The sequence below is a fragment of the Photobacterium andalusiense genome, assembly GCF_900185625.1.
In the GTDB taxonomy this organism is placed as follows: Bacteria; Pseudomonadota; Gammaproteobacteria; order Enterobacterales; family Vibrionaceae; genus Photobacterium; species Photobacterium aquimaris.
Map to the genome: position 1 here is coordinate 809,057 of NZ_FYAJ01000001.1, position 26,612 is coordinate 835,668.

The 26,612-nt window shown below is 35.9% G+C and carries 25 protein-coding genes and 1 pseudogene; 13 read left to right on the plus strand and 13 right to left on the minus strand.

Annotated features, from left to right (window positions below):
• Nucleotides 1–126: 126 nt before the first annotated feature.
• Together PAND9192_RS03655 and pepT are read left to right on the plus strand one after the other, a co-directional pair.
• On the plus strand, nt 127–954 hold the full coding sequence (locus PAND9192_RS03655; RefSeq protein WP_087852579.1) for a DUF2189 domain-containing protein: 828 nt from the start codon (nt 127–129) through the stop codon (nt 952–954).
• 259 nt (nt 955–1,213) lie between these two features.
• Complete coding sequence (gene pepT, locus PAND9192_RS03660) at nt 1,214–2,443, plus strand: peptidase T (protein ID WP_087852580.1); 1,230 nt, start codon at nt 1,214–1,216, stop codon at nt 2,441–2,443.
• Nucleotides 2,444–2,515: 72 nt separating this feature from the next.
• Here the strand turns inward: pepT and PAND9192_RS03665 are convergent, their stop codons facing one another.
• Nucleotides 2,516–2,758, minus strand: coding sequence for a hypothetical protein (locus tag PAND9192_RS03665; RefSeq protein WP_087819730.1), 243 nt, complete (start codon nt 2,756–2,758; stop codon nt 2,516–2,518).
• A 153-nt stretch (nt 2,759–2,911) separates the two neighbouring features.
• Nucleotides 2,912–4,396, minus strand: coding sequence for a carboxypeptidase M32 (locus PAND9192_RS03670; RefSeq protein WP_087852581.1), 1,485 nt, complete (start codon nt 4,394–4,396; stop codon nt 2,912–2,914).
• A gap of 348 nt (nt 4,397–4,744) precedes the next feature.
• Between PAND9192_RS03670 and PAND9192_RS03675 the strand changes: the two genes are divergently transcribed.
• Entirely contained in the window at nt 4,745–5,923 is a 1,179-nt protein-coding gene (locus PAND9192_RS03675; RefSeq protein WP_087852582.1) for a D-alanyl-D-alanine carboxypeptidase family protein, read from the plus strand.
• A gap of 164 nt (nt 5,924–6,087) precedes the next feature.
• On the plus strand, nt 6,088–6,981 hold the full coding sequence (ttcA, locus tag PAND9192_RS03680; RefSeq protein ID WP_060998066.1) for a tRNA 2-thiocytidine(32) synthetase TtcA: 894 nt from the start codon (nt 6,088–6,090) through the stop codon (nt 6,979–6,981).
• A gap of 66 nt (nt 6,982–7,047) precedes the next feature.
• On the opposite strand, the gene PAND9192_RS03685 is transcribed toward ttcA, so the two are convergent.
• A complete protein-coding gene (locus PAND9192_RS03685) occupies nt 7,048–7,821 on the minus strand; it encodes a protease inhibitor BamI-like protein (RefSeq protein ID WP_087852583.1) in 774 nt (257 codons plus the stop codon).
• Nucleotides 7,822–7,825: 4 nt separating this feature from the next.
• Nucleotides 7,826–9,541, minus strand: coding sequence for a trypsin-like serine peptidase (locus tag PAND9192_RS03690; protein WP_087852584.1), 1,716 nt, complete (start codon nt 9,539–9,541; stop codon nt 7,826–7,828).
• Between the two features lie 154 nt (nt 9,542–9,695).
• Between PAND9192_RS03690 and PAND9192_RS03695 the strand changes: the two genes are divergently transcribed.
• On the plus strand, nt 9,696–10,001 hold the full coding sequence (locus PAND9192_RS03695; protein ID WP_087852585.1) for a hypothetical protein: 306 nt from the start codon (nt 9,696–9,698) through the stop codon (nt 9,999–10,001).
• Nucleotides 10,002–10,043: 42 nt separating this feature from the next.
• Here PAND9192_RS03695 and uspE read toward each other — a convergent pair whose 3' ends face one another.
• The 5 genes from uspE to PAND9192_RS03720 form a co-directional block, all read right to left on the minus strand.
• Nucleotides 10,044–10,988: a universal stress protein UspE gene (gene uspE, locus PAND9192_RS03700; RefSeq protein ID WP_087852586.1), complete on the minus strand. Its 945-nt coding sequence runs from the start codon at nt 10,986–10,988 to the stop codon at nt 10,044–10,046.
• Nucleotides 10,989–11,292: 304 nt separating this feature from the next.
• Nucleotides 11,293–12,048 carry a fumarate/nitrate reduction transcriptional regulator Fnr gene (fnr, locus tag PAND9192_RS03705; protein WP_045030450.1) on the minus strand — a complete coding sequence of 252 codons (756 nt, stop codon included), beginning with the start codon at nt 12,046–12,048 and terminating at the stop codon, nt 11,293–11,295.
• A gap of 77 nt (nt 12,049–12,125) precedes the next feature.
• Nucleotides 12,126–12,800 (minus strand): sulfite exporter TauE/SafE family protein, encoded by a 675-nt coding sequence (locus PAND9192_RS03710; RefSeq protein WP_087852587.1) that lies wholly within the window; start codon nt 12,798–12,800, stop codon nt 12,126–12,128.
• Nucleotides 12,787–13,005, minus strand: a complete 219-nt coding sequence (ccoS, locus tag PAND9192_RS03715; RefSeq protein ID WP_087852588.1) for a cbb3-type cytochrome oxidase assembly protein CcoS — start codon at nt 13,003–13,005, stop codon at nt 12,787–12,789. Before ccoS ends, PAND9192_RS03710 begins: the two co-directional genes overlap by 14 nt.
• A complete protein-coding gene (locus tag PAND9192_RS03720) occupies nt 13,006–15,396 on the minus strand; it encodes a heavy metal translocating P-type ATPase (RefSeq protein ID WP_159458207.1) in 2,391 nt (796 codons plus the stop codon). It abuts the gene before it with no gap.
• Nucleotides 15,397–15,552: 156 nt separating this feature from the next.
• On the opposite strand from PAND9192_RS03720, the gene PAND9192_RS03725 reads away from it, so the two are divergent.
• Nucleotides 15,553–15,996, plus strand: coding sequence for a hypothetical protein (locus PAND9192_RS03725; RefSeq protein ID WP_087852590.1), 444 nt, complete (start codon nt 15,553–15,555; stop codon nt 15,994–15,996).
• A 62-nt stretch (nt 15,997–16,058) separates the two neighbouring features.
• Here PAND9192_RS03725 and PAND9192_RS03730 read toward each other — a convergent pair whose 3' ends face one another.
• Nucleotides 16,059–16,796, minus strand: coding sequence for an SDR family oxidoreductase (locus PAND9192_RS03730; protein ID WP_087852591.1), 738 nt, complete (start codon nt 16,794–16,796; stop codon nt 16,059–16,061).
• Between the two features lie 150 nt (nt 16,797–16,946).
• Here PAND9192_RS03730 and PAND9192_RS03735 point away from each other — a divergent pair, with 150 nt between their 5' ends.
• The 6 genes and pseudogenes from PAND9192_RS03735 (at nt 16,947) to PAND9192_RS03760 (ending at nt 23,357) form a co-directional block, all read left to right on the plus strand.
• On the plus strand, nt 16,947–18,110 hold the full coding sequence (locus tag PAND9192_RS03735) for an FIST signal transduction protein (RefSeq protein WP_087852898.1): 1,164 nt from the start codon (nt 16,947–16,949) through the stop codon (nt 18,108–18,110).
• Nucleotides 18,111–18,115: 5 nt separating this feature from the next.
• On the plus strand, nt 18,116–20,200 hold the full coding sequence (locus PAND9192_RS03740; protein ID WP_087852592.1) for an ATP-binding protein: 2,085 nt from the start codon (nt 18,116–18,118) through the stop codon (nt 20,198–20,200).
• A 418-nt stretch (nt 20,201–20,618) separates the two neighbouring features.
• A pseudogene (locus PAND9192_RS03745) lies at nt 20,619–21,476 on the plus strand (ISNCY family transposase); the annotation flags it as partial.
• A gap of 328 nt (nt 21,477–21,804) precedes the next feature.
• Nucleotides 21,805–22,587: a winged helix-turn-helix domain-containing protein gene (locus PAND9192_RS03750; protein ID WP_087852593.1), complete on the plus strand. Its 783-nt coding sequence runs from the start codon at nt 21,805–21,807 to the stop codon at nt 22,585–22,587.
• Nucleotides 22,577–22,990, plus strand: coding sequence for a hypothetical protein (locus tag PAND9192_RS03755; protein WP_087852594.1), 414 nt, complete (start codon nt 22,577–22,579; stop codon nt 22,988–22,990). The genes PAND9192_RS03750 and PAND9192_RS03755 overlap by 11 nt, the downstream gene beginning before the upstream one ends.
• 121 nt (nt 22,991–23,111) lie before the next feature.
• Complete coding sequence (locus PAND9192_RS03760; protein WP_065168855.1) at nt 23,112–23,357, plus strand: hypothetical protein; 246 nt, start codon at nt 23,112–23,114, stop codon at nt 23,355–23,357.
• 29 nt (nt 23,358–23,386) lie between these two features.
• On the opposite strand, the gene PAND9192_RS03765 is transcribed toward PAND9192_RS03760, so the two are convergent.
• The 3 genes from PAND9192_RS03765 to matP all read right to left on the minus strand — a co-directional run bounded on the left by PAND9192_RS03765 (nt 23,387) and on the right by matP (nt 24,690).
• Complete coding sequence (locus tag PAND9192_RS03765) at nt 23,387–23,791, minus strand: PPC domain-containing DNA-binding protein (RefSeq protein WP_087852595.1); 405 nt, start codon at nt 23,789–23,791, stop codon at nt 23,387–23,389.
• 66 nt (nt 23,792–23,857) lie between these two features.
• Nucleotides 23,858–24,163 carry a DUF3634 family protein gene (locus PAND9192_RS03770; protein WP_087852596.1) on the minus strand — a complete coding sequence of 102 codons (306 nt, stop codon included), beginning with the start codon at nt 24,161–24,163 and terminating at the stop codon, nt 23,858–23,860.
• Between the two features lie 65 nt (nt 24,164–24,228).
• On the minus strand, nt 24,229–24,690 hold the full coding sequence (matP, locus tag PAND9192_RS03775) for a macrodomain Ter protein MatP (RefSeq protein ID WP_087852597.1): 462 nt from the start codon (nt 24,688–24,690) through the stop codon (nt 24,229–24,231).
• Between the two features lie 195 nt (nt 24,691–24,885).
• Between matP and PAND9192_RS03780 the strand changes: the two genes are divergently transcribed.
• The gene (locus tag PAND9192_RS03780; protein WP_087852598.1) at nt 24,886–26,601 is read left to right on the plus strand and encodes an AAA family ATPase; all 1,716 of its coding nucleotides are present in this window, start codon (nt 24,886–24,888) and stop codon (nt 26,599–26,601) included.
• Nucleotides 26,602–26,612 lie beyond the last annotated feature (11 nt).

The window sequence follows — 26,612 nt, forward strand, 5'->3', positions numbered from 1 at the left end:
AATTGTAATTTATTGTCTGTTTTTCATGCGCTAACAGGGTGTTGAAATAAATTTTTACGTGAATAGTGTTTTTGTACCATCATGAGTAACGTACAATACGCTTACCAGAATAATGATGATATGAGTATGAAAGAGACAACTAAAAAGAGTTTTCACGTTGGTGGTTCAATTGAAAAAGCAATGGCTGGCGATGTTGAGTTACAACCAATAGCTGTTCTTCAAGAAGCCTTTAAAATTACAGCAAAAAATTTCACTAAATTCTTACCTGCTGTAATTTGTTTATTTATTGCACAGATTGCATTGTTGCTTTTGAGTTTAAAAGTACAGCTAGGTAGCCCTAATGTATTTTTTGATGCCTTTATTACGGGGAAGGGGTTTACTGAAGAGATTTTGAAAGCGGGCTTTATGGCTAACTTTTGGTCTGATGTATTGATTGCTCCTTTATATGTCGGTGTGAGTTTAATGGCGCTTAATCACTCAGTAGGGTTGCCAACGAAAGCAAACCAAATTGTTAAAGGGTTTTCGTTCACATTAGTTTCAATTATTACGATGTTATTAATATCTTCAATTCAGGGAATCGGCAGCAGTATTTTCCCTTTAGTTGGATTATTTTTAACCATGGCATTGAGTATGGCAATATTATTGGTGTGTGAAAAGCGTGTAACACCGATCAAAGCTATTCAATATTCATTTATGGCAACAGTGCGTAAAGTAATGCCGATGACTGCAATCTATCTGGTTGTCATGATTCTATTTTTTGTTTCTATTGCTACTGCCGGTATTGGTTTGCTGTGGACATTACCATTTTTCTTCAATGTAAAAGCAATTATTTATCGTAATATGTTTGGCATTACGTTACAGGTTACATCAGTAACGCCAAATGAGGATGATCATAACTCAAAAACTGATGATAAGATCAATGAGTCAGTAAATAATGATACGTTTAATGCGTAATTTACATAATTTGTACCCAAAGAGCTCCTTTATATAAGGAGCTTTTTTTTAATCTATATTACTAATGCACTATAACTTTATTTGTCTATAAAAAACAAATAACCATCACTATTATCATTAAAAATGAGGACTAATATTACACAAAAAAAATGCTAATGATGATGTATCTCAATGTCATTTATTATCCATTAGATGATAATAACTATAATAGTAAATAGCGGCAGTAGTAGCTGCCAGCTTCTGTAATAAAGGTTACTTAATGGATAAGTTAATAGAACGTTTTTTACGATACGTAAGCTTTGATACACAATCTAACGGTGCGGTTTGCTCTTGTCCTAGTACATCAGGGCAACGTGTATTAGCTGAAGTTCTTCAATCAGAAATGGCTGAACTTGGGCTCAGTGATATTTGTTTGGATAATAATGGATATCTGACAGCACGCTTACCCGCAAATATGGATGGTGATATTCCTGCTATTGGTTTTATTGCTCATATGGATACCGCGCCTGATGCGTCAGGAAAAAATGTTCGCCCACAACTCGTTGAAAACTACCGTGGTGGTGATATTGCTTTAGGAATAGGGGATGAAGTGTTATCACCATTCCAATATCCAGACCTTAATAAGTTACATGGTCACAATATTATTACGACAGACGGAACAACGTTGCTTGGTGCAGATAATAAAGCGGGGGTTGCTGAAATAATGACGGCTATCGCTTATCTTATTGCGAACCCTAGTATCAAGCATGGCGATATTTGTATTGGTTTTACACCTGATGAAGAAATCGGTCGCGGTGCGAATCTGTTTGACGTCGAAAAATTTGGTGCAAAGTGGGCTTATACCATTGATGGTGGTCCAGTTGGTGAATTAGAGTATGAAAACTTTAATGCATCGTCTGCTGACGTTATTTGTCATGGTGTAAATGTTCATCCAGGAACTGCAAAAAATAAAATGGTTAATTCCATGAATATTGCAGCACAATTTCAATTGATGATGCCAGCAGATGAAACCCCTGAATGCACTGATGGCTATCAAGGTTTTTACCATCTTAAATCAATGGATGCATCAGTCGCTCGTACTGAATTGGGTTATATCATTCGAGATTTTGATCGTGATGGTCAAGAGAAGCGCAAAGCATTCATGCAGCAAAAAGTAGACGAATTAAACAGTAAGCTAACACAAGGTCGCGTTGAGCTTATTTTAACGGATTCTTATTATAATATGCGTGAAATGGTTGAGCCATTCCCACACATTATTGAAATTGCTCAACAATCAATGATGGATTGCGACATTAAACCTGAAATTAAGCCTATTCGGGGTGGTACCGATGGGGCTCGATTATCATTTATGGGTTTGCCGTGTCCTAATATTTTCACTGGGGGCTATAACTTCCACGGTATTCATGAATTTATTACTGTTGAAGGGATGGAACTTGCAGTCAAAGTGATTGTAAAAGTGGCAGAGAATACGGCCAATCGCTACGCTTAATTCACACTCAAAAGATAAAAAAAAGCCACTATCGAATACGATAGTGGCTTTTTTATTGAAATAATACGCTTTTTAGGCGTGGTCGTTACCTAGCATTTCATTCAAACGTTTTAAAATGGCATGAACAGCGTGACCTTTGGTAATCTCACCACCATTTTCAACTTCAATTTCATGCTTGCTATGTAAACCCGTTGCATCTTCTGCAATATGTAGCCAATCAGGATGCCAGTAGAATGTTTGACCACCATCAGTGATCCAATTATGAACACCACAATTTTCGCCATGATAGTTTAGATCTGCTGCTTTATAAGTCATTCTTAAATCCTTTAATGATAATCGTCATATTTATTAGTAAAGAGTATAAAAAACAATGATGATGAAACTGTGATCTATACGATATTATTTTGCTAAATATTACAATTAAGTGAAATTAATAACGTTTTTTTGTATATCTCAGCAATATTGTTGTTAATTATTTAAGTAGCGCTTCATTAAATGTTGCTTAAAGTGCTCAGGATTTAACGTTTCACCTGTTGCTTGTTCCACCAGCTTGTCGGTTGATAATGTAGAGCCTTTATTCCAAATATTTGTCTGTAGCCACTCAAATATTGGAGCTAGATTACCTTGATCAACTAATAATTCAACGTCCATCTGTTGATTAATTGTCGCCATAAATTGCGCAGCATACATAGCACCTAAAGTATAGCTTGGGAAATAACCAAAGCTACCATCAGTCCAATGGATATCTTGCATACAGCCATCAGTGAAATTCCCTTGTGTAGATATACCAAGATATTGAGTCATTTTCTGATCCCAAATTGTTGGAATATCATCAACTTCAATGTTACCTTCAATTAAATCTCGCTCAATTTCATAGCGTAAGATTACGTGCGCAGGGTAAGTGACTTCATCTGCATCGACACGAATAAAACCTGGTTTAACGCGAGTATTAATCAGATGAAGGTTCTCTGCTGATAGTGAAACATCTGCTGAATTAAACGCTTTTTGAATCATTGGTGCTAATAAACGACTAAATGACGAACTACGTGATAATTGCATTTCACAAAATAAACTTTGTGATTCATGAATTCCCATTGAACGAGCCTCACCAACCGGTAAATCACGCCATTGTTTAGGTAAACCTTGTTCGTAACGCGCATGACCAGTTTCATGAATAACGCCCATGAGTGCAGATGTGAAATCATTTTCATCATAGCGGGTAGTAATACGTACATCCGTCGGTACACCACCACAAAATGGATGAGTACTAATATCTAATCGACCATGTTCAAAGTCAAAACCAAGTAACTTCATCGCTTCAAGGCTCAAAGCTTGCTGTTGCTCAATTGCAAATGGAGCAGATAGAGGTAATACAACTTCTGTCGCTTGTTTAGCTTCTACTTGTTGAATTAATTGAGGTAACCATGATTTTACCTCGGCAAAAATACGATCTAATACCGCAGATGTCATACCTGGTTCATAGATATCAAGTAACGCATCGTAGCGGCTTAATCCTGTTGCTTGTGCACGAATAGATGCTTCTTTACGAGCTAATTCAACAACAGGTTGCAAGTTAGCTTTAAAGCTTTCCCAATTATTCTCTTTACGTTGTGAACGCCAAGCATGTTCACATTGAGAACCTGCAAGTGATTGTTGCTCTACAAGATCTGCTGGTAAAATATTTTGCATCATCCATTGACGTTTAAGTGAGGCAAGGCTGATACGTTGCTCGAGAGTCAAATTTTCTGTTTCTGCTTGTGTAAACCAATCTTCTAAGTAGTCAGCAGTTGCCAATTCATGAGAAATGACAGCAAGTTCAGCCATTGCTTCTGAACGTGCTTGTGCGCCGCCATTTGGCATCATTGCAGCTTGATCCCAACCACAAATAGCGTTGAGGTGTCCAAGGCGAGAAAGCTTTTTAGCATGCCGATCTAATTTATTGTAATAGTTCATACTTGTTCCTAATTGATAAACAGCAATAGAATAAATTTAACCTAAGCGGTAATTATTTAATAGTGATACGCCATCAACAAGATAATAAAACACGAACAGAGTAAAAATTATTAATTAAAAACGCAAATATGTAGTATTTAATTGCTATTAATGATTTATATTTACCTCTATTAGCGTTATAAATGTAATCAGAGATAGCATTTGGTAAGACAATGTTACCAAGCCCTGTTTTATTATATTTTTTCGCTATACTGGCAACCAATCTAAATACCTATTTGGTTATTATCTGCAAGTCCTCAATAGCTATGTAGATTGATATTATCGTTTTCTAAAGGAATTTTGCCTCACATGGAAAAGACGACTCGCTTTTTCTCTCTTGTTGGTGCTACAGCGCTTTACTCTTTATCTTTTTCAGCGTCTGCATCTATGCCGACGGTTGTACCTGATGCACCAACATTAAGTGCTAAAGGCTATGTATTGATGGATTACAATACAGGTAAGATCCTAGTTGAAAAGGATGCAAACGAAAAATTAAATCCTGCAAGTTTAACCAAGCTGATGACAAGTTATGTTGCTGGCCAAGAAATGAAGCAGGGCAACATCAGTGATAAAGATCTAGTTGTTATCAGCCGTAATGCTTGGGCTAGGAACTTCCCTGATTCATCTAAAATGTTCATCGAAGTAGGTAGTGAAGTGCCTTTGATGGATCTATTTCGTGGTTTGATCATTCAATCAGGTAATGATGCTAGTGTAGCAATTGCTGAACACGTTGCAGGATCGGAACAATCGTTTGTGAGTTTAATGAACTCATGGGCTAAAAAATTGGGTATGAATAACTCTAACTTTGCTAATCCACATGGATTAGATAATAGTGATTTATATACCACACCATATGATATTGCATTACTTGGACAAGCGCTTATTCGTGATTTACCGATGATTTACCCGCTATATAGCGAAAAGTCATTTAGTTACAACAATATTACTCAACGTAATCGCAATGGCTTACTAAATGATCCAAGCATGAATGTTGATGGTATGAAAACTGGTTACACCAGCGGCGCAGGTTATAGCTTAACCAGTTCTGCGACAGAAGGTGACATGCGTTTAATCGCGGTTGTTATGGGAACTAAGAGTACCAAAACACGCGAAATTGAAAGTAAGCAATTATTAAATTATGGTTTCCGCTTTTTTGAAACAGTTACACCGCACAAAGCAGGTGATGAAATCATTACTGAACGAGTATGGTTTGGTGATAAAGATCAGGTTAAGCTAGGTGTAGATCAAACAAGTTATGTGACACTGTCACGAAATGACACTAAGAAATTAACCGCTAGCGTTGAACTTAATAGTGAACTTGAAGCGCCGATCACTAAAGGCCAACAGGTTGGTGAAATCATTTACTCAGTGAATGACAAAGAGGTTGGTAAACAACCATTGGTTGCTCTTGAACCAGTCGATGAAGGTAGCTTCTTTAGTCGTTTGATTGACCAAGTTAAAAAATTTGTAATGAGTTTTTTTAAGTAATTAAGCACTTTATCTAATATAAAAAAAGTCCAGCCATTGTGTGCTGGGCTTTTTTATTGTGTGTAGCTATTTCCAGCCAACAATAAAATACGTATAATTCACGCCCTATAAATTCTTATCCCGCAATTCTACTATCGATGTTGTCGGTAGTTCGAGAAGTAGTAATGAATCAGACAGATAACCGTAAAGAAACACTTGAATATAACAAACTGCAAAAACGTCTTCGCCGCAATATGGGTAATGCCATTATTGATTACAACATGATCGAAGAAGGTGATGTTGTTATGGCATGTATTAGTGGTGGCAAAGATTCATTTGCAATGCTGGATATTCTGCTTAATTTACAGAAAGCTGCGCCAATTAAATTTGACGTTGTTGCGGTTAACCTTGATCAAAAGCAACCGGGCTTCCCAGAGCATATTTTGCCAGAGTATTTTCAAAGCCTAAATATTCCTTACTACATTGTCGATAAAGATACTTACTCGGTGGTTAAGGAAAAAGTAGAAGAAGGCAAGACTACATGTGGTTTATGCTCTCGTTTACGCCGCGGCACCTTGTATTCTTTCGCAGAAACAATTGGTGCGACTAAAATTGCATTAGGCCACCATTTAGATGATATCGTTGAAACATTATTCTTAAATATGTTCCATGGTTCTCGTCTAAAAGCGATGCCACCTAAATTACGTTCTGATGATGGACGTAACGTGGTTATTCGTCCATTGGCATACTGCCGAGAAAAAGACCTGATTAAATATGCTGAATATAAGCAATTCCCAATTATTCCTTGTAACCTTTGTGGTTCTCAAGAGAATCTGCAACGTCAAAGCATTAAAGCTATGTTGATTGACTGGGACAAAAAGACACCGGGCCGTGTTGATGCTATTTTTAAATCAATTCAGAATATTAGCCCAAGCCAATTAGCCGATAAGAACCTATTTGATTTTGTGAATCTGCCGCTAGATCGTGAAGGTGAAAGAGCAGAATACGCTTTCACTGAAGCAACAGTTTCATCAACGAATATTGATGAAAGCATGTTCATCGATGTTACTAACGTTTAATCATTAGCGTTTAGTTCTATTTGCACTACAGCACCGACTAATGAATGGTAGGTGTTGTAGTGATTATTACTGTTCTTCATTTTCATTTAAAAAGCGTTTAGAAAAAGGCTGCTTGTTTTTCTTAATTGCTTGATTATTATTGTTAACTAATTGTTCTTTGCTCGCTATCCAACCTTTATTGTTTACTGTTCTTAGATGATATTCTTGTTTACTATCAGTAATAAAACTGCCTTCCGTAATCGCCTTAATTTGGGTTATTTTGCCTATATTCTGGCGCTGAGTATTTTGTAGTTCCCATACAACAACATTGTTTTTATTCTTTTGTATGGCGGAAATTATAATTTGCTGTGTACCTTTATTAGGTAACGAAACTATTAAGCTATCACCAACAACTAACTGTTTAAGCAAATCATCATCGACTTGCATCGCTGAGTAGTCATTGGTTAACAGTATCTGTTGTTCTCGTTCAATGTGTAGTTTTAAAGTGGGGCGATACTTCCACAAATCACTACCTGTTAATAAATTAATATTACTGTCTATTGCTAATGGTTGCTCTTGGTGAGCTTCTGTGATGAATTCAACGTCATCAACAAATGGATTGACCGCTAATAGATTATTATTAGGCGCAGGCATAATTTGTGGTTTTTGCTCTTTTATTACAATCAGTTCATCAAAGTCATCGGGTATAGGTAGCACCTCATTGTTGTAGCTATCAGACACAGTAGCTGCAGGCTGATGCTTGGTCATAATAGTTGAAGATGAAACAGAACCGTCGTAAATATAATAAATATAGATACTTACAACGATTGTAGATATAAGAAAAATATAACGCTTATTCATATTATTACTCAGTAATATTTAAATGTACGTTAAGGCGCAGATCTTGTTTAAAGCGGCGGTAATGTAAACCTCTAACAATCACAGGAAAACTGCCTTTATATTCACCGATATCTAAATCAGGATTATCTTCAGCAACAAAGCTAATTCTAAGTTCACCATAAACAGGGCCGGTTTTACGACAATAAGCACTGTTATTCATCACAGCCCAACCACAACCAAGATATCGCTCGCCACGTAAAATGACAGTTTGTGATATATCCGTTTGAGTGTTTTTTACATTGACGGTTAGCTTACTGAAAGTCCCCGTGTGTCGGCTCCATCGTGGTCGATTAGTTCCCATCTTATTAGGCGATTGATAATACACTGTACCGCGGATATTTTTTTCAAATCGTTGACTCACAAACGGCGAATCAGCAGTAATTGTACCGTCAGGGGCGAGTTGCTCAGTAATTGCAATATTGGCATTGATAGTCACTGTATCATTATAATTTCGATCATAGAGGCTTTTGGCTGTAAAACTAAACTCACCTTTATAATCGCCAATAGGTAAATCAGAATTATCTTTTTGATTAAAATGTAATTTTAGTTGACCGAGGTTGGGGGCAGGATAACACCAAGCACTATTATTTATTCTACCCCAGCCACAATGTGTTTTACGCTGACCACGTAACCAAACCGAATAGGCTGCATTGGTTTGTTGATGAATAAGCAGAGTTGAAAATAGGGTCGTTTCACGAGGATAGCGCCAAATATAACGGTTAGGACCATCAATCACATTATTGCTTCTTACATAGTAAATTGAACCTCTAACATTTGTTTCTAGCGGTTTAGTTTCGACTATGTTTTTCTCAGTTAATACAAAAGCGGGTTCTTCGATATCGGTAGGAATATCATCAATTGTTTTTAGCATCGGAACAATGCGTTGCAACCAATCACTATTTAAAGCAATCGATGCATGACCTGAGTAACCATATTGCCACCCAAACCACCATGATGAAATACCGACAGCAACATTAGCCCCATTACGTTGTTGCCAAATGGCAGAGCCACTATCGCCAGGTGAAGCAAATGCCCACGATGGTGTATTTTCAATCGCTTGATTGATTAAGCAGTTTTGATATAAAAAACGTAATAAACCAATACCATTTCGTTTACTAATACCATCTAATTGACCTAATGAGCGCGAACCAAAAATACCGAAGCCAGTTAAACTAATCTTATTTAGCAAAAGGTTAGGATTAAAATGATTATCTACGTAGGGCTGCTTAATAACATTACCGTTGTTATCTAACGGATCGCTAACTTTAGGTATTTTGGCAACAGCGATATCGGAACTACATCCTGTATATTGATTAAAATAGTTAATTGATTGACCTGCACTGATCACTGTACCATCATGGCGCTTAAAGCTAACATATTGACCTTGATGTTGATTTTTCTCATGGCCATATAAACAATGTGCAGCGGTTAATATATAACTATATTGCTGATCACTACCAAGCCAAGTTCCGGAACAATACCCGCGACCAATTACTAACCCAACAGCATTATATTTTGCTGTATTTGCTTCTAAATGTAGCTTAGCACTGACATTATTTACTAATGTTGGATCTAAACTACTGCCTAATTCAATATATTTGCTATCGTTTATACCAATCGAATAGCTATTAAAAGAAAGTAAACATATAAATAACGCAACTGTTTTATGGATACGGCACATAATAAACTGCTTAATTACTAACTAATAGCTATAGTGTAGTGCAATATACTTAATATTATTTTTTATAAGCTTTTAATAATGTTAAAGTAGTAATATCACTCATTTTTAATTATTGATATTATTATAAAAAATAGATGTCTTAGGATTAATAAAGATGAAACCACAGTTAATGATAATAACGAGTCTTTGCTTCATTATGCTCGGTTGCAGTTCGCATCAAGCACAACAGATGGGGATTCAAGGTGGTAGTGTTAATGCCTATGCTCGGCAGATGTCTAATAGTCAACTTTGTGCGACTTACCTAAAACAACAGCCAACAAACCAAACTCGCGTATCATTAGTTGCAGAATGGCGACATAGAAAATTAAGTCGAGCTTATTGTTCAGAACAAGAAAAGGAATGGTATTTAACTAAATTTGCTAAATGGCTTGTAAATGAAAAATCAGTAGAGCCAAAATAAACGCCTCATCAGAGGCGTTTATAAAGAAAGTAACACAATTTATTAATCAATTGAGTTAGGTGATAAAGGGCTAATGTAACCATCTGGTTTTAACGCCAACAAATCACAATTTAAACTATCAATAGTATTCTCGGCAGTATTACCAATAAAGACTGCGGATAATCCGGTACGTCCTGTTGTACCAAGAATGACAAGCTCTGCATTAATTTCATCAGCGACTTGTGGAATAATATCTTCAGCTAAACCTTCGACAACATAGGTTTGCTCTTCATCAATACAATACTTTTGACGTAAAGCTTTCATTGTCATTAAGTGATGACCACGAACAGCATCAGTATATGACGCAGGATCAAATTCAGGCAGTTCTATTGTGATATTGACAGGTGTGGCTGGGTAGGCATTTACTAAATTAACGTTGGCTTGCGTGATTGATGAAAAGGCAATCGCTTCTTTGATGATTTTATCGTTAAGATCTTCATGAGTTTCATCTTCAGCAGATAAGTTCACACAAGCGAGTACATTACCATTAGTCGGCCAGTTTTCCCCTTTAACAAGTAACACCGGAACAGGGCATTTACGTAATAAATGCCAATCTGTTGGAGTAAAGATCACTGAGCCTAATTTAGCATGTTCGTGTGTTGCTTTGATTAATAGGTCAATATCTTGGCTAAATACATCAGCGATAATAGACTCGTAAGGGCGGTTGTGCCATACGACTTTTATCTCGATATTGATGCCTTTTTCTGTATGTGGTTGTATGATTTCCTTAAGCCATTCTTCACGCTGCATAACGACACCACGACGCATAGCATCACGTTCGTCTGAAGATAGCATTGAAGTCATTTCATACGAAAAATCATAAATAGCGAGGAAAACAATAATCTTCACATCATCACAAGTCTTAGCTAAATGAATCGCACGAGATATTGCTGGCTGTTGTTCTCGTTCAGGATCAGCGACAACAAGTATGTTTTTATATTTTTGCATAATAATGTCTCCCTACGGCAGGATCTCTTTGGTGAATAAGCAACAACAAAGAGGACACATTTACCGCTGCATTTATTTGATGTACATTTAAATCAAATAATTAAAAAATTAACATAATATTTACTGTACTCTAAACTAACCAAGATGGGGAGTAGTTTGAGCAAGAAAATGTAAAAATGAGATAAATTAACACCATATAGGTTAATAATATACATAGCGTTAAAATAAAACGAAGGAAGGCAGATACAAAAACAGACACTAAATAGTGCCTGTTTATAAATTGATTAGATAGGGTACTCAACTACTACAAATTATTACTCTTACTGACACCAGCAAGTTTTGCTAACTCATCATGATCTAAAATAGTAATGTATTTACCTTTAACACTTAACATTTCAGACTTTTGGAAGCGACCTAGTAGGCGACTTATGGTTTCAACCGTCAGGCCTAAATAGTTACCAATATCACCACGTGTCATTGTTAAGCGAAACTCACGAGGAGAAAAACCGCGTTGAGAAAAACGTAACGATAAATTGTAAAGGAATGCAGCTAAACGCTCTTCAGCATTTTTCTTTGACAATAATAAAATCATTTCTTGATCGCCTTTAATTTCACTACTCATCAAACGCATGATTTGTTGGCGAAGTTTAGGCATCTTACCGGCTAAATCATCAAGAATTTCAAATGGTATTTCACATACCATTGATGTTTCTAACGATTGCGCAAAACTTGGATGTTGCATTTCATTGATTGCATCAAAACCAACCAAATCACCAGCCAAATGGAATGCCGTGATTTGCTCATCACCTTGTTCAGTGATGGTGTAGCTTTTGATCGTACCAGAACGAATCGCATACAGTGACTTTAGTTCATCACCAGCTTTAAACAACTCTTGACCTTTCTGGATCGGCTTTTTACGCTCGATGATTTGATCCAGTTGATCTAACTCTGATTCATTAAGGGTGAATGGAATACACAGTTGGCTAATACTACAGTCTTGACAGTGAATAGCACACCCACCAGATTGAATGCGTTTTGTGGTAAATTTTTCAGAAATCATATGCCTATCTAACCAATTTGATGTAGGTCAATATTTTAACATATTATGAAGCAATATTACGAGTATTAAAAACCTTACTATATTTGATTGATTGCAATGTAACCAGTATGCACACCATAAATGATGATGAATAAAGCATTTGTCCGTTTAAAATAGTGGTTTTTTAGTAGCAACTTTAGTTTATCTGCTATAGCACCTACAGCTAACATTGCGGGTAATGTGCCTAACCCGAAAGCGAACATAATTGTCATACCATCTATTGCACTGCCGGAAACTGCTGCCCATGTTAATGTAGAATAAACTAAGCCACAGGGTAACCATCCCCATAAAAAGCCAAATGGTATCGCTTTAAAAGGTGATGTTAATGGTAAAAAAATCTGCGTGATGGGAGCTATATAACGCCACAAATAATGACCAACACGTTCAATATAGATTAAACCTGACCACCAATTACCAATATATAAACCTAATATTACCATCATGATAGAAGCTATAATTCGCAACAAAATCAATGCGATGGACGTTTCAGAAAATTCAACAACTTCAGCTACAGCTTGGCTAACAATCAATCCTGCTACCATATAGGCACTTATACGGCCTAAGTTATAGCATAATAAATATACCCATTGTTGGTGTGGTTTATTTGGCATGCCCATTGTCACAGCCGCAGCTATTCCACCGCACATACCAATGCAATGCCCAGCACCAGTTAAACCAATGACTAATGCAGTTATAAAGTTAAGTTCTATCATGATCAACGTTTGCTGATTTGAGTGGGTTTGTATGTGGCCGTTGAGATACTTTTTTAGGGACGTCTAAATCGTCATCAAACAAAATATCATGGCCTCGCCGTTCTAAATCATCAAATTGATTAGTTTTTACTGCCCATAAAAATACAGCGATTGCGAGACCAATAAAAAACAATGCAATAGGTATTAATATGTAAAGAATTGCCATTTATCTTAATAACCTTAAAGAATTTGATACAACAATAATTGAGCTTGTTGACATGCCTATGACTGCTATATAGGGAGCAACAAGACCTGCTATAGCTAATGGTAGAATGATTAAATTATAGCTTAATGCCCATATTAAATTTTGCTGAATAATTTTTCGAGTGCGTAATGCTAATTGTCGAGCGGTAATAATGGGCAATAGTTTTTCACCTAATAACACTATATCAGCGGATGACTTAGCAACGTCGGTTCCACTACTCAACGCAATAGAAAGGTGAGCACCGGCTAGAATTGGAGCATCGTTTACACCGTCACCAATCATTAGTGATACATCATTTGATGGTATTTTTTGTAAGTAATCTAACTTATCTGCCGGTGTCATATTTACTAAAAAATGATCTATATTTAATTGTTGTGCTACACGTTGAGCATTAACAGAACAGTCACCTGTTAACATTGTAACTTTCATTCCTTGTTGCTTAAGTACATTCACTAACTGTTGGCTGTCATCTCGCAATGGATCTTCAATTTTAAAAGCGGCAATAATATTCTTATTACAAGAGAGCCAGATTGAATAATGTTCAATATCTGTAGAGAGCTGCGAATGAGAAAGAGGTGATTGACCATGAGTAACAAATTCATACTTACCAATTCGCCAATGTTGTTGATCTATCGTGCCAATTAAACCCTGACCAATAATATTTTCCACTTTATCAAACAATACCTTTTTAGATTGATAAGGCCGAAACATCGTTGCAATTGGATGATTAGAATAGCGCTCTAGTTCAGCAGCATATAATAAAATGTCCGCTGTTGAATATTTGCTGAAATTTTGAGTAGCGACAAGCTCAATGTTACCTTTGGTAAGCGTGCCTGTTTTATCTAAAATAACATGATTTACTTTACATAATGTTTCTAACACATGACCACGACGAACTAATAATCCGAGCTTTCCTAACATTGATGTTGAACAGGTAATCGCAGTGGGTGTTGCTAATGATAATGCACAAGGGCAAGTGGAAACTAACACCGCCAGCGTTATCCATAATGCATCTTGAGGTTGATTGGTATTCCAATAAAACCATGTCGATATAGCAATCACTAAAATAGCACCAACAAAATAACGCGCTACATTATCAGCAACTAACGCTATTTGTGGTTTTGAATATAAGGCATGATCTTGAAGACGAACAATTTTGGAAATTAAAGCGTCTTTACGGTTATGGATGACCTTTAGGTTAATATTGCTGTCACCGTTAATTGTGCCAGCAAAGACAGTATCATTTATAGTACGTTTCACTGCGACAGATTCACCGGTTAGCATTGACTCGTCAATAGTTGTTGAGCCTTGAACAATGATGCCATCTGCTGGTAAATATTCACCAGGAAAAACAGTGACAACGTCACTTATCTTTAGTGTTTTAGCTGCCACTCGTTTGCCTGAAACTAAAGTAGCCATTGCTGGAATCAATTTAAGTAAATTTGCACTCATGGTAGCAGCATGGCGTCTTGCTCGAATTTCTAAAAATCGACCAAGTAAAAGGAAAAATGTAAACATTGAAATTGATTCAAAATACACTTCACCTTGTTTTGTTATTGTTGCGTATAAACTCGCACCATAAGCAAACAGTAAAGCAATAGATACCGGAACATCCATGCCTAATGTTAGGGTTTTAATATTTCGCCAAGCATTACGATAGAAAGGCAGTGCTGAATACAATAAAACTGGAGTTGCTACTAAGAGACTGGCCCAACGTAAATAATGACCAAAGCTATTATCAGATTCATCAAACACATCAAAATAAAGTGCAACAGCAAACATCATAACTTGCATTGTCGCAATACCGGCAACACCTAACTTATAAAGATAATGGCGCAAGGTATGCTGATAATGTTGCTCTTGCTTATCCAGCTCAAAGGGCGCTGCTTTATAACCTAATTGATGAATAGCTATCAATAAGTGACTTAATTTTATACATGAGTCATCCCACACTAATAACGCCCGTTGAGTAGTAATATTAACTTCAATAGTGATAACGCCAATGTGTTTTTTTAACTGTTTTTCTATTAACCACGCGCATGCAGCGCAAGAAACACCATCAACAGAAAGTGATATTTCTTTATAGTGCTGTTCATTTTCATTTACAAAATCATCTTGAATATCTTGATTATCATACAGTTCTAATGCTTGTAAGCTTAAAGGGACAATATCAGATTTTTTAGCTGTTTGAGTTCGATGTTGATAATAATCAGTTAAATCATTCTCAACAATTATCTTTGCCACAGCTTCACAACCAGCACAACAAAGGTTTCTCGGTTCGCCTAAGATTTCAAGCTGAAACTGAGATCCTGAAGTGATTAGTTCATCGCAATGATAACAACGTTGAAGCACTGGCGATGTTATACTATTTAAAGTCATTCCTTGCTATATACCGATGTATTAATATAGTAAAAGTATTAGCTCCTTATAAGGTTAGCACTTAATATCAACCATGACGCTTTTAGTTATCGAATTGACAAATTACAGTAATAAAGGAATAAAGACAAAATGGCAGCACAAAAATTAACGCGAGGACGATTAATTCAAATTATTGTTTTGATGATCGTTTTAATTACTGCATTTATCTGGAGAACGGTAACTTATCAAAAGCCACCTGTAACAACAAATCAAGCTAAGGTATGTAGTTTAAATACTGGAAACTGTACGTTTACAATTGATGCTAAGCCAGTAACTGTTTCGTTATTACCACTTGATCCTAAAGCAAATATACCACTCAAATTGCATATAAGTAATATTGCCGTAAACCCAAGTGCGACGGTTAATGGCATTAGTATGAATATGGGAATATTACCGGTTATATTTAAACAACAAAAAGAAGGGTGGCTAGGTGAATTTATAGTACCTCAATGTACTGCTGATAAAATGACTTGGGCGATTGATATTAAGATCAATAATAATATTTATACTTCAGAATTTACGGTAACTAAATAAAATAAATGGCGCAATTACCTGCGCCGAATATTAAATACAGAGTAAATTTCCTAAGTGAATATTTACTCTGTATAAATCATTTTTTTTGTCATCCCGCCATCAATAACAAAATTTTGTCCCGTAATAAATCCAGATTGATGACAAATTAAAAATTCGACCATTTCTGCAATATCATCAGTATGACCGACACGACCAACAAGATGTTGCTGATGATCTGCGTTATTCAGCATCTCATTTGATGAGTTTATCCATCCAGGTGAAATACAATTAACTTTAATTTCAGGTCCTAAGCTGACAGCTAAAGCATGAGTTAAAGAGACAATCCCACCTTTTGTAGCACTGTAAGCTTCTGTATTTGCTTCAGATTGTAGTGCACGCGTTGAAGATATATTAACAACATTACCTTTTGATATTTTTAGCAATGGTAAACATTGCTGGGTGATCATTAAAGGAGCCGTTAAGTTAATATCTATAATTCGTTGCCACTCATCTAATGATAAAGAATCTAATGGTGTATTATAAGGATTGGCTATCGCGGCATTATTGATAAGCCCATCGAGTCGACCAAATTGTAACGTTATCTCATTAACAATTGCTGCTATATCTTTTCTATTAGTGACATCTGCTGGCCAAAAGCGTATTTTTGGATTATCTGCAACCAGTTGATATCCAGAATCAATATCAATATCTATGGCAATAACAATATTATTATTTTTTGATAAATACTGACAAATACCTTTGCCTATACCTTTCGCACCGCCCGTAACTAATATAACATTTTGAACAATTGAATGTGACATAACACTCCTTGAGTCTATTATGTGTACTATGATAGGAGATAATAGGTTAATTCCTAATAATAAGATAAAAAACAATAATTAAAAATGATTTGCTTACTGATCATATTAAGAAAAATGATTATTATAAGGAAAAATTAAAAAGATATGGCTATGGATATTGCAACAAGCTTTTCAGTGTTAAATCATTCTCATGATGCAATTGTTGATGCAATTAACAAATTGGACGAGAAGATAGCACCACCATCATTACTTTTGTTGTATTTTTCAGAAGATTACGATTACGACGTATTGCAATTAACATTAACAAAATATTACCCAAATACTCCTTTTCTTGCATGTTCATCTTGTCAGGGATTTATGACAGAAGACGGTTATATTAATGGGCGAGGTGTCGCTCTTTGGGCGATAAATGATATTGTTGGCGCTTATGGTACCTCCATAGTTTCTTCTAATGGGGCTATTTTTGACATTGCTCGCCAAGCAATACTTAAAGCAATTAATAACAGTGGCCGCCTTGGTGAATCACCAACATTAATATTGCTACATGCAACACCTGGTTGTGAAGAAGAAGTCATTAGAGGAATTGAAGACGTCGTTGGAAAAAACATTGCTATCATCGGCGGTAGTGCTGCCGATGATCATGTTCAGGGTAATTGGCGTATTTTTAACCATGAGCAACAAACACAACAGGGTATAGGTATAGCTGTTTTCTATCCTAATTGTGAAGTAAGTTTTTCTTTTCACTCAGGTTATGCTGCCACTTCATACTCAGCAATAGCAACAAAAGTACAAGGGCGTGAGTTAATTGAATTAGATCATCAACCTGCCGCTGATATTTATCAACAATGGATTCAACAAAATTTCGAAGCAAACAGCAGCATTATTAATGAAAGTAGTTTAAATCCTCTTGGCCGTTTAGTCGGTGAGATACATGATTTACCTTATTTTAAATTAGCTCATCCGTTAATGGTGACAAAAACAAATGGCCTAAAAATGTTTGCCTCTATTATTGAAGGTGAACGGTTATATTTTATGACAGGTACAGATGAACGCTTGATCACTCGAGCAGGACGCGTTGTTACTGCAACAAACGGAATCAAATTAAATCCAATCGGTGGACTCGCTATTTATTGCGCTGGTTGTATGCTTAAAGTTCAACAACGAATGGAAGAAGTCGCATTATTTATGAAAATAGCAATGCATGATAAATCTTTTGTTTGTCCATTCACATTTGGTGAACAAGGGCAGTTTGTCACCGGTGAAAATGCACATGGTAATTTAATGATTTCAGCTGTTGTTTTTCATAGGGACTAATAATTATGATTGGTTTTGATTCAGAAAAACTGCAGGAAACGTTATTAGATCTTCAGCGTAGTCAAGAACGAGAGAATCAATTACGGATAGAAAATGCCGCTATTCTTGAAGGCGTTTCAGCAATGGCGGGGGCAAACAATAAACGACAAGTATTTAATAGTTTATTGGCTGTACTTAGAAAGTTTATTGCGTTTGATAATGCGATTGTTTTAACCCGTGATGACGAAGCATCAGATTTACATATATTAATGAGTACTGTTACCAATCTAGATTTCAATCATTGGCAAGTAGGTAGTACTTTTAATCGCTGTATTAATGGTGAATGTATCGCTTTATATTCACCTAAAGATGTGGATGAATTTAAAAATAAAAGCCCAGAATTGTTAACCATTTGTAATTCAAGTTTGATTACAGGTGTAAAAATAAGCTCTGGGGATGCCATGATCATTCTGATGAGCACAGAAAAAGGCCATTTTACTTCTAGTTGTCGACGAGTTTTAAATCGATTCAGACCATTGCTTGAACGAGCGATCATAGATATTGATTATCGCGAGCGACTACAATCATTAGTTACAGCACGCACACAAGAACTTACATATAGCCAACAGCGCTTTAAAGATTTTGCACGTACTGTTGGTGATTGGTTCTGGGAAATAGATACTGAATATAATTTTAGCTATATCTCCGCATCACATATAGCTAACCACTTAATAGATAAAGACAATATCATGGATATTTTTGATGGCCATGACGATTTTAAACAACAATTTCGTGAACAGTTACAAAAAGATCAATCTTTTGAAGATCTTGAATGGCAATTAGCTATTGATGGTAAAGAACAATGGTTAAGCTTTAGTGGTACGCCTTATTACAATAAGCGGGGATTACTACTTGGTTATCGTGGTACTGCAAAAAATATCAGTATTCGAAAAAAAAGGTTATTTGATTTACAACAAGCCCGCCAACAAGCTGAATCAGCAAATAAAGCCAAATCACAATTTATCGCAATGATGAGCCATGAGATACGGACACCATTAAATGCCGTACTAGGTTTAATGGATCTATTATCATCGTCAGGTTTAGAAGATGAACAGCAGCAATGGCTAGGGCAAATGGAGCAATCTGCTCATTTATTGCTAACCATTATCAATGATATTCTTGACCTGTCTCGTATTGAGTCTGGTAGTTTCGAATTATTTAATAGTAATATTAATTTCTCAGATAGTATCACTTTAGTTAAAAATCAGCTTCAACCAGAAGCAAATAAGAAAGATATACTTTTAGAATGTGATATTGATAAATCAATTCCTGAATATATTTATGCTGATAAAAATCGCATCATTCAAATCATGTTTAACCTTATTGGTAATGCGATTAAGTTTACGAATATCGGTTCAGTTAAAATTGTAGCAACTAAAGTTGATAATAATATTGAGGTATCAGTATTAGACACTGGAATTGGTATTGCTGAAGATGCACTAAATAGTCTATTTAATCCATTTCACCAAGCTGATGGTAGTATTACTCGCAAATATGGCGGTACCGGTTTAGGTTTAACAATCAGTCAATTACTGATAAAAAAAATGAAAGGCAAAATTTCAATTAAAAGCGAACTTGGTGTTGGTAGTTGCTTTACCATAAAAATCCCAATTCAGCCTGCAATGATCAAAAAAGAACAGTTAATAGAAAAAAAACCAACTCAATCAACTCAGTCGTTAAATATATTACTTGCAGAAGATAGTTTAACAAATCAACTTGTCGCTAAATTAATGTTAGAGCGTCGAGGACACAAAGTTACTATAACTAATCACGGTGAAGAAGCGATATCTAAACTGTTACAGTGTCACAGGCTGTTTGATTTGGTACTAATGGACATATCAATGCCAGTTTTGGATGGTTTAGAAGCAACTAAATACATCAGAAAGCTTAATATTGATACACCAATAGTCGCATTAACCGCAAATGCTATGCAAAGTGATCAATTTTTATATCATCAAGCCGGAATGAATGGTTTTTTGGCCAAGCCAATTCGACCTGAAGAATTAGATCAAATGCTAATTAAATACCAGAACCAATCAATGACTCAGTAAATGTTTCATGTATAGAATCAGGAATTCAAAGTAGAAAGATAATCAAAACTGCCGTAAAGGCAGTTTTGATCTATTAGTAATTAACATCTAATTTAAGTACCAAGCAAAATGAAATGTGCGGCAGTATTTAAATTAGATGTTAATTACCTATTTTATGGTAAATAGCTAATACTGTTAAATAGCCATAGTTACTAATAGGTATGTAGTTAAAGGGGAGGTAACAAAGGCATCCGTTTAGATAATATAGGTCAACTATCTCGTAACTCAACACATTATTTAACATAATATACATAATGCGCACTGAGTGTGTAGCTCCCAAGGTAAAGTGTCTCTTTTCTGCAAAGCTAAAATGTCCTGTTTTTCTATAGTGATCAGTATCTGCTGATCAATGTGAGTTAAACAAAATATGTTGGTGACCATGAATGACAAAGAGATATTTCGCTTAGGTACAATTCGTGATGTTTGCGAAAAAAGGATCAGACGCAAAGATGCTGCTCAGCTTCTTAATGTCAGTGTTCGTCAGGTTCAACGATTAATAACACGCTATCGAGATCTTGGTGCTGTTGGTTTAGTGCATCAACGTCGTGGACAATCGCCAGGCAACAAAATTAATGCTGATATACGCCATCAATGTTTAAACCTGATCCACGAATATTACGTAGACTTTGGACCCACATTGGCACGTGAAAAATTGATTGAACGCCACGGCATTAAAATTGGATTAGAAACCTTACGCCAATGGATGATCGCTGATGGCCTTTGGGTGCCACATTTCAAACGTAAGCCTCGTGTTTATCAACCACGTCATCGACGTGATTGTTATGGTGAGTTAATTCAGATAGATGGCTCACATCATGATTGGTTTGAAGGCCGCAGTAACAAATGTTGTTTGTTGGTTTTCATTGATGATGCCACCGGCAAACTGATGAACTTACGTTTTAGCGAAACAGAATCTGCGTTTGATTACATGGTTGCCACGCGTGAATATGTTGAACATCATGGCAAACCCACTGCTTTTTACAGTGATCGGCATGCGGTATTTCATGTCAGTAAACGGGATGCAGAAACCAACCGCGTGACTCAGTTTGGTCGTGTATTGCATGACTTAAATATTGAATTGATTTGCGCAAACAGCTCTCAAGCCAAAGGCCGTGTTGAGCGTGCCAACAAAACCTTGCAAGATCGCTTAGTCAAAGAAATGCGTTTACAACACATTGATAATATTGAACAAGCTAATGTGTGGTTCCCCGACTTTATCACTGATTTTAACCAACAAAAAATCCGTGACTTCCCTACTTTATTCTCTATTTCTAGCTCTATTATCGTCGGTTTATCCTTCGAGTATATCGTATTCCTACGATCAATAAATAACACATAAATACTTAGAACCAAGACAATAAGGTATAGGTAACTTAAATATTGTTCCTAAAAATCATTCAAACTATCGTGTTAATATCGATTTTATGGTAGTTATGCTTGTTTCACAATTGCATATTTAGCGGTTTTGTATAAAATACTAAGACGCTTTATCCATTTTCGGTATGGTGTATTTGATGACAATTTGGCTATCGATTTATAGCTAAAACTGATAGATAAGAATAATAATGAACGATGAAGTAAACGACGATTGTAAACGTATTGGGCGTTTCGATGTTGATTTTGCACGTAGAACTATAACGCGAATTAGTGATGGTGCTTTTATTAAAGCCTCGCGATCAGAAACCTTAATTTTTACTCTTCTTGCTGAAAAAGCTAATAATACAATATATAGAGAAGTATTATTAGCTGACTGTTGGCAAGGAAAAGTTGTGACCAACAACTCTTTAACTGTTGCAATCAAAAACTTACGAACTGCTTTTGCAAAAATCGGTGAGCATAAAATAATAACTACAGAACCAAAGCTGGGTTATTGTATTAGACAATCCGCACTTATTGATGATGGTTCTCACCCACCTAAAAAGAATGACGCTATTTGTGATGAGAGTACTGTCCAACCAATTGTCTTTAAAGAAGAAATAGAAAATAAAGAGCCGTTAGGCTTATCAAATAAAGTAAAAACAGACGTGGTGTCACGAACATGTAATATTAACTTATTTGAAATTGTTGTTGGAATTATATTTTTCTTTGCAACATTAACAATTTGTTATCGTTTCTTGTTTTTTATGGATACGACTTCTGTTGAAGGGCTACCGGTTATCTATAACGGTGTTGATTTACCAAAACCAGTACAAAATGCTATTTTACAGAATGACAATAGCAGCATAAGTAGATGGTATGCGTTCCCTATTAGTAAATCATGTAATTACTACCAATTATTTAGTGTGAGTAATGGTCAATTTATTAATTACTCACCTACTATTAAGCAGGAAATTTGCAGTGTTAAATAAAGCGCTTATTGGTATTGTTAGTGCTCTGGTATTTTTAATGATACAAGCGATAATAGGTTCTGTTAATACCAAAGCTTCATATGAATTTTCAGTAAAGAATACTATTGAACTAAAAGAAACATTGAAAATAACATTGAACGATGGACATGCATCGATGTCATTTTCGCCTAATAGAAAAGATGCTTACCCTAGCCGCTTTGATGGCTTATTTTTACGTTTTCAAAACCATTATTTTTTATTAGGTATTGAGCATATAGGTAGAAATAATTCTCAGCTAATGTTTAATAGTTTTTTTATTGATTCATTGCGTACAGGTAATGCTATTTATATATCTGGTTCCTCTTCTTTTTGCGATGATAATAACGCGCCTAATGTTTTATTAGGCAAAAGAATAGTTAATTAAATAATAAAGGCCATGTGAATGGCTTTTATTATAGTTAAAACATAAAGTTATAGTGCGTTAGAATTAATGGTTCACTCATTATCATCTAATTGATATTATTAGTATTCAATTAGGAGTATTTATGGCAATTACTATTAGAGATATCGATCAGCATTACTATATGATTGAAGCATTAAAATCTCTGACAGAAACAAATGTAACAACAAAAGCATTAATTAAAGGCGGTTATTTAGCCGTTGAAATAGGTGAAAAATTAGAGCAAGAGACGATTCGACGCCAACAAGCAGAAAAAGAACTTATTGAATTAAAAGAAAAAATCTCGTCATTCATTAATAGCAAAGAAGAATTAATAAAATCTATTCGATAATAATATAGCCCGAGATTATTATTCTTGGGCTAATTCTCTTTATCACTTATAACTAATTCATCAAACCCAGTCTGAGGATCATACTCACGGGAGAAATTCATATTATTAAATTCGACCATACATAACTCAGCAGTATATGAAATAATACAGCCAGGCATTAGATGGCCGCCATAAATATTCCCTTTCCCATCAGCAACTGAAATATGAACATGAATATGTTGAGGAGTTAATGTACCCGATAACGTTATTATCTCTAAGGGACCCGTTATATTAAGCGTGTTATTCTCATTAGCTAACCGAATATTAGCATGCGATAAACATCCGACACCTGTTAATAATGATCCAGCCTGAATTCCATTTACTTTTACAAATTCTAATAGCGAATTGCGTAAATCATCCCCTCTGATCAACCGTTTTGCATAAGGCGTTATCATGAATGACCTTTTATATAAATAAAAACGTTACCTAGAAAGGTAACGTCTCATTGTTAAACATCTATGTTATGCCCTTTTTCCACGTTTTGGCGTTGGTGTATTGTGTGGAAAAACATTTTTTATACGTTGTTTTACTTTATTTGGAATTGTTTTTGAAAAATCAAACTTAGTCGCAAATCGTGTTTTATATACTTTAACTCGCCCAGAAAATGGCTCTTTATGTGCGATTTCTTGACAAGATTTTTGAAATCCCGTTGGTACTTGTCCTTTTGACTTAATTAGTTCACCGTCTTTAAACTCTAGTACCATTATAGGGCGATCCTTGAACACAAGAAAAACAACCACAATAGCTAATAAAAGAACATATTCCATTACACACTCCCTAATAATCAAATTGAGCTGAAAGAGAACTACCAACGACTAAATCAAAAAGTATTTTACTCAAAAGAATCTGAATTAAGTAGTTGGTTTAGATCATTTTTTAAATCAGATACATTTTGACTAGCTTGCTCTATACGAGAACTTTCGCTGATCAAATACTCAATAGTATCCGATAATGTTGACCCTAACTCTTGTGATTTTTCTGCTAGCTTTTCCCAAACTCGGTAATCTAAATCAATAGATTTCTTTCTTGTATGTTTTTGTTCTGAGTTAAAATGCCGCTTTCGTTTAGCACGAATAGCTTGTTTTAGTTTATTCTCTAAAGCACTGGCCATATTATTATCAATCCACTCGATAACTTTGGTTGGCTCATGCTCAAGATCAAGTAATATTTTTATTGCACCATCAGCTTCACTTTGATCAACAAAGCTTGTTATTGCCTCTCCTTCTTTCCATTTTTTAACCAAATAAGTCCATTTCCAACCTGCTTCAAGGTTCTCAAGCTGCTGATATTTCATAGGATTGATAATTCTCAAACTATTTACACTTAATGTTACAGTGTAACTCCAGAGGGGCAAAATAACAATCTCTTAGCTCAATATTAAATAACCTTAATATTGAAATTTAAATATAGACGATAAGTGTCTATTATGAGCTCTTTGATTGCTTTATACTGCACATCTTTTCACAGTAACAATAGAAATCATAAATTTATGCATGAAGAATCTTGGCGTAACATGTTTCCTGATTACAGCCCATATCAGCACGTTTTAGATCAATATGATGATTTAAACCCTACTCTGGTTGGCATTCTCCAATCTCGCCTATCAGATGCAGTACGCCGCTTCACCGCGATGAATTTACAGCCACGCATTCTACGCATTACGGCTTCCGATAACACCTTATATCGTGATTACATTATTGAATTGCTTAAAAAAAGCATTAACAAATCAAGCAATAATAATGAAAATACCGTAGAACAGCCGATCATCATTGCAGGTGACAACGTCACTCATGAGAAGCTTTTTGGCGCAGTCTACCCAGCTAAAAGCGGTGAAACGCAACCTCAATTAAAATATGGCCTCTTACATCAAGCACATAACGGTTATCTTGTTTTATCGATTACTGCTATTTTAAGTGATCCTAGCTTATGGCCACAATTAAAAAATGTACTAACGAATGGTCAGCTTGAATGGTGTCCAATATCAAATAAGCACCTTTATAACCTACCTGCACCAGAAAGCGTTAATGTGAAGCTTGTGATCATTGGCGAGCGTTATTTGATGGCTGAACTTGATACTGCTGAGCCTGATTTAAGTGACGGCCTGGCAATGTATGGTGAGTTTGAGCAAGATTTATTGTTGAACGAAGCGACACTAACAGATTACTTGAGCTATATTAAAGGCATTGGCCATCAATATGGTTTACCACCACTTGCTGATTCTGATGCAATTCACGCAGTATTACAGGCAGGTGCTCGACATGCTGAAGATCAGACACGATTACCATTATGCCCATTATGGCATTTGAATTTGTTGTCAGAAGCAGCAGTAGAGTCTGAAGGCGATTCAATCACTGCACAACACATTAAAGCCTCACTAAGAGCAAAAGAATATCGAGAGTCATATTTACCTGAGCGTGCAATTGCCGATATCCATCACGGTCAAGTTTTAATCGCAACTGAAGGTGAAGAAATAGGACAAGTAAATGGCTTAACCGTCGTTGAAATGCCAGGCCACCCGAGTGCTTATGGCGAACCGGCTCGTATTTCTTGTGTGGTTCACTTTGGTGATGGCGATATTGCCGATGTTGAACGTAAAGTTGAACTAGGCGGTAATATTCACGCAAAAGGCATGATGATTATGCAAGCCTTTGTTGCCACAGCTCTGGATTTAGACCAAGCTCTTCCCTATTCAGCATCTATTGTTTTTGAGCAATCATATTCTGAAGTCGATGGCGACAGTGCATCTCTTGCTGAACTTTGTGCACTTATGTCAGCATTATCATCACAACCTATCAATCAAGAGGTTGCTGTTACAGGTGCAGTAGATCAATTCGGTCGTGTACAAGCAGTTGGCGGCATCAATCAAAAGATTGAAGGCTTCTACAAGGTTTGTGTTCATCGAGGCCTCACTGGCAATCAAGGCGTTATTTTACCGCACACAAATCTATCAAGCTTGTGTTTAACTGATGAAGTGATTGAAGCAATTAAAGCAAAACAATTCCACGTATGGGCTGTAAATAATGTTGATGAAGCAATTCCTCTTCTCACTAACAAACCTTTCCGTAGCGAAAATGAAGATGATGAAACTATCCTCTCTTTAATTGAGGAACGTATTGATTATTTCCATCATGGTGATCTTTCTAACGAAGTTGGTATTGTGAATCGAATTAGATTTGCTATTTCTAACTGGTTGGGCCAGAACTGATCCGAGTTGTT

Bases quoted from the DNA above. Each gene is read 5' to 3' on its own strand.
- PAND9192_RS03655 (WP_087852579.1), top strand. From the start codon at position 127: ATGAAAGAGACAACTAAAAAGAGTTTTCACGTTGGTGGTTCAATTGAA.
- pepT (WP_087852580.1), top strand. From the start codon at position 1,214: ATGGATAAGTTAATAGAACGTTTTTTACGATACGTAAGCTTTGATACA.
- PAND9192_RS03665 (WP_087819730.1), bottom strand. From the start codon at position 2,758: ATGACTTATAAAGCAGCAGATCTAAACTATCATGGCGAAAATTGTGGT.
- PAND9192_RS03670 (WP_087852581.1), bottom strand. From the start codon at position 4,396: ATGAACTATTACAATAAATTAGATCGGCATGCTAAAAAGCTTTCTCGC.
- PAND9192_RS03675 (WP_087852582.1), top strand. From the start codon at position 4,745: ATGGAAAAGACGACTCGCTTTTTCTCTCTTGTTGGTGCTACAGCGCTT.
- ttcA (WP_060998066.1), top strand. From the start codon at position 6,088: ATGAATCAGACAGATAACCGTAAAGAAACACTTGAATATAACAAACTG.
- PAND9192_RS03685 (WP_087852583.1), bottom strand. From the start codon at position 7,821: ATGAATAAGCGTTATATTTTTCTTATATCTACAATCGTTGTAAGTATC.
- PAND9192_RS03690 (WP_087852584.1), bottom strand. From the start codon at position 9,541: ATGTGCCGTATCCATAAAACAGTTGCGTTATTTATATGTTTACTTTCT.
- PAND9192_RS03695 (WP_087852585.1), top strand. From the start codon at position 9,696: ATGAAACCACAGTTAATGATAATAACGAGTCTTTGCTTCATTATGCTC.
- uspE (WP_087852586.1), bottom strand. From the start codon at position 10,988: ATGCAAAAATATAAAAACATACTTGTTGTCGCTGATCCTGAACGAGAA.
- fnr (WP_045030450.1), bottom strand. From the start codon at position 12,048: ATGATTTCTGAAAAATTTACCACAAAACGCATTCAATCTGGTGGGTGT.
- PAND9192_RS03710 (WP_087852587.1), bottom strand. From the start codon at position 12,800: ATGATAGAACTTAACTTTATAACTGCATTAGTCATTGGTTTAACTGGT.
- ccoS (WP_087852588.1), bottom strand. From the start codon at position 13,005: ATGGCAATTCTTTACATATTAATACCTATTGCATTGTTTTTTATTGGT.
- PAND9192_RS03725 (WP_087852590.1), top strand. From the start codon at position 15,553: ATGGCAGCACAAAAATTAACGCGAGGACGATTAATTCAAATTATTGTT.
- PAND9192_RS03730 (WP_087852591.1), bottom strand. From the start codon at position 16,796: ATGTCACATTCAATTGTTCAAAATGTTATATTAGTTACGGGCGGTGCG.
- PAND9192_RS03735 (WP_087852898.1), top strand. From the start codon at position 16,947: ATGGATATTGCAACAAGCTTTTCAGTGTTAAATCATTCTCATGATGCA.
- PAND9192_RS03740 (WP_087852592.1), top strand. From the start codon at position 18,116: ATGATTGGTTTTGATTCAGAAAAACTGCAGGAAACGTTATTAGATCTT.
- PAND9192_RS03750 (WP_087852593.1), top strand. From the start codon at position 21,805: ATGAACGATGAAGTAAACGACGATTGTAAACGTATTGGGCGTTTCGAT.
- PAND9192_RS03760 (WP_065168855.1), top strand. From the start codon at position 23,112: ATGGCAATTACTATTAGAGATATCGATCAGCATTACTATATGATTGAA.
- PAND9192_RS03765 (WP_087852595.1), bottom strand. From the start codon at position 23,791: ATGATAACGCCTTATGCAAAACGGTTGATCAGAGGGGATGATTTACGC.
- PAND9192_RS03770 (WP_087852596.1), bottom strand. From the start codon at position 24,163: ATGGAATATGTTCTTTTATTAGCTATTGTGGTTGTTTTTCTTGTGTTC.
- matP (WP_087852597.1), bottom strand. From the start codon at position 24,690: ATGAAATATCAGCAGCTTGAGAACCTTGAAGCAGGTTGGAAATGGACT.
- PAND9192_RS03780 (WP_087852598.1), top strand. From the start codon at position 24,886: ATGCATGAAGAATCTTGGCGTAACATGTTTCCTGATTACAGCCCATAT.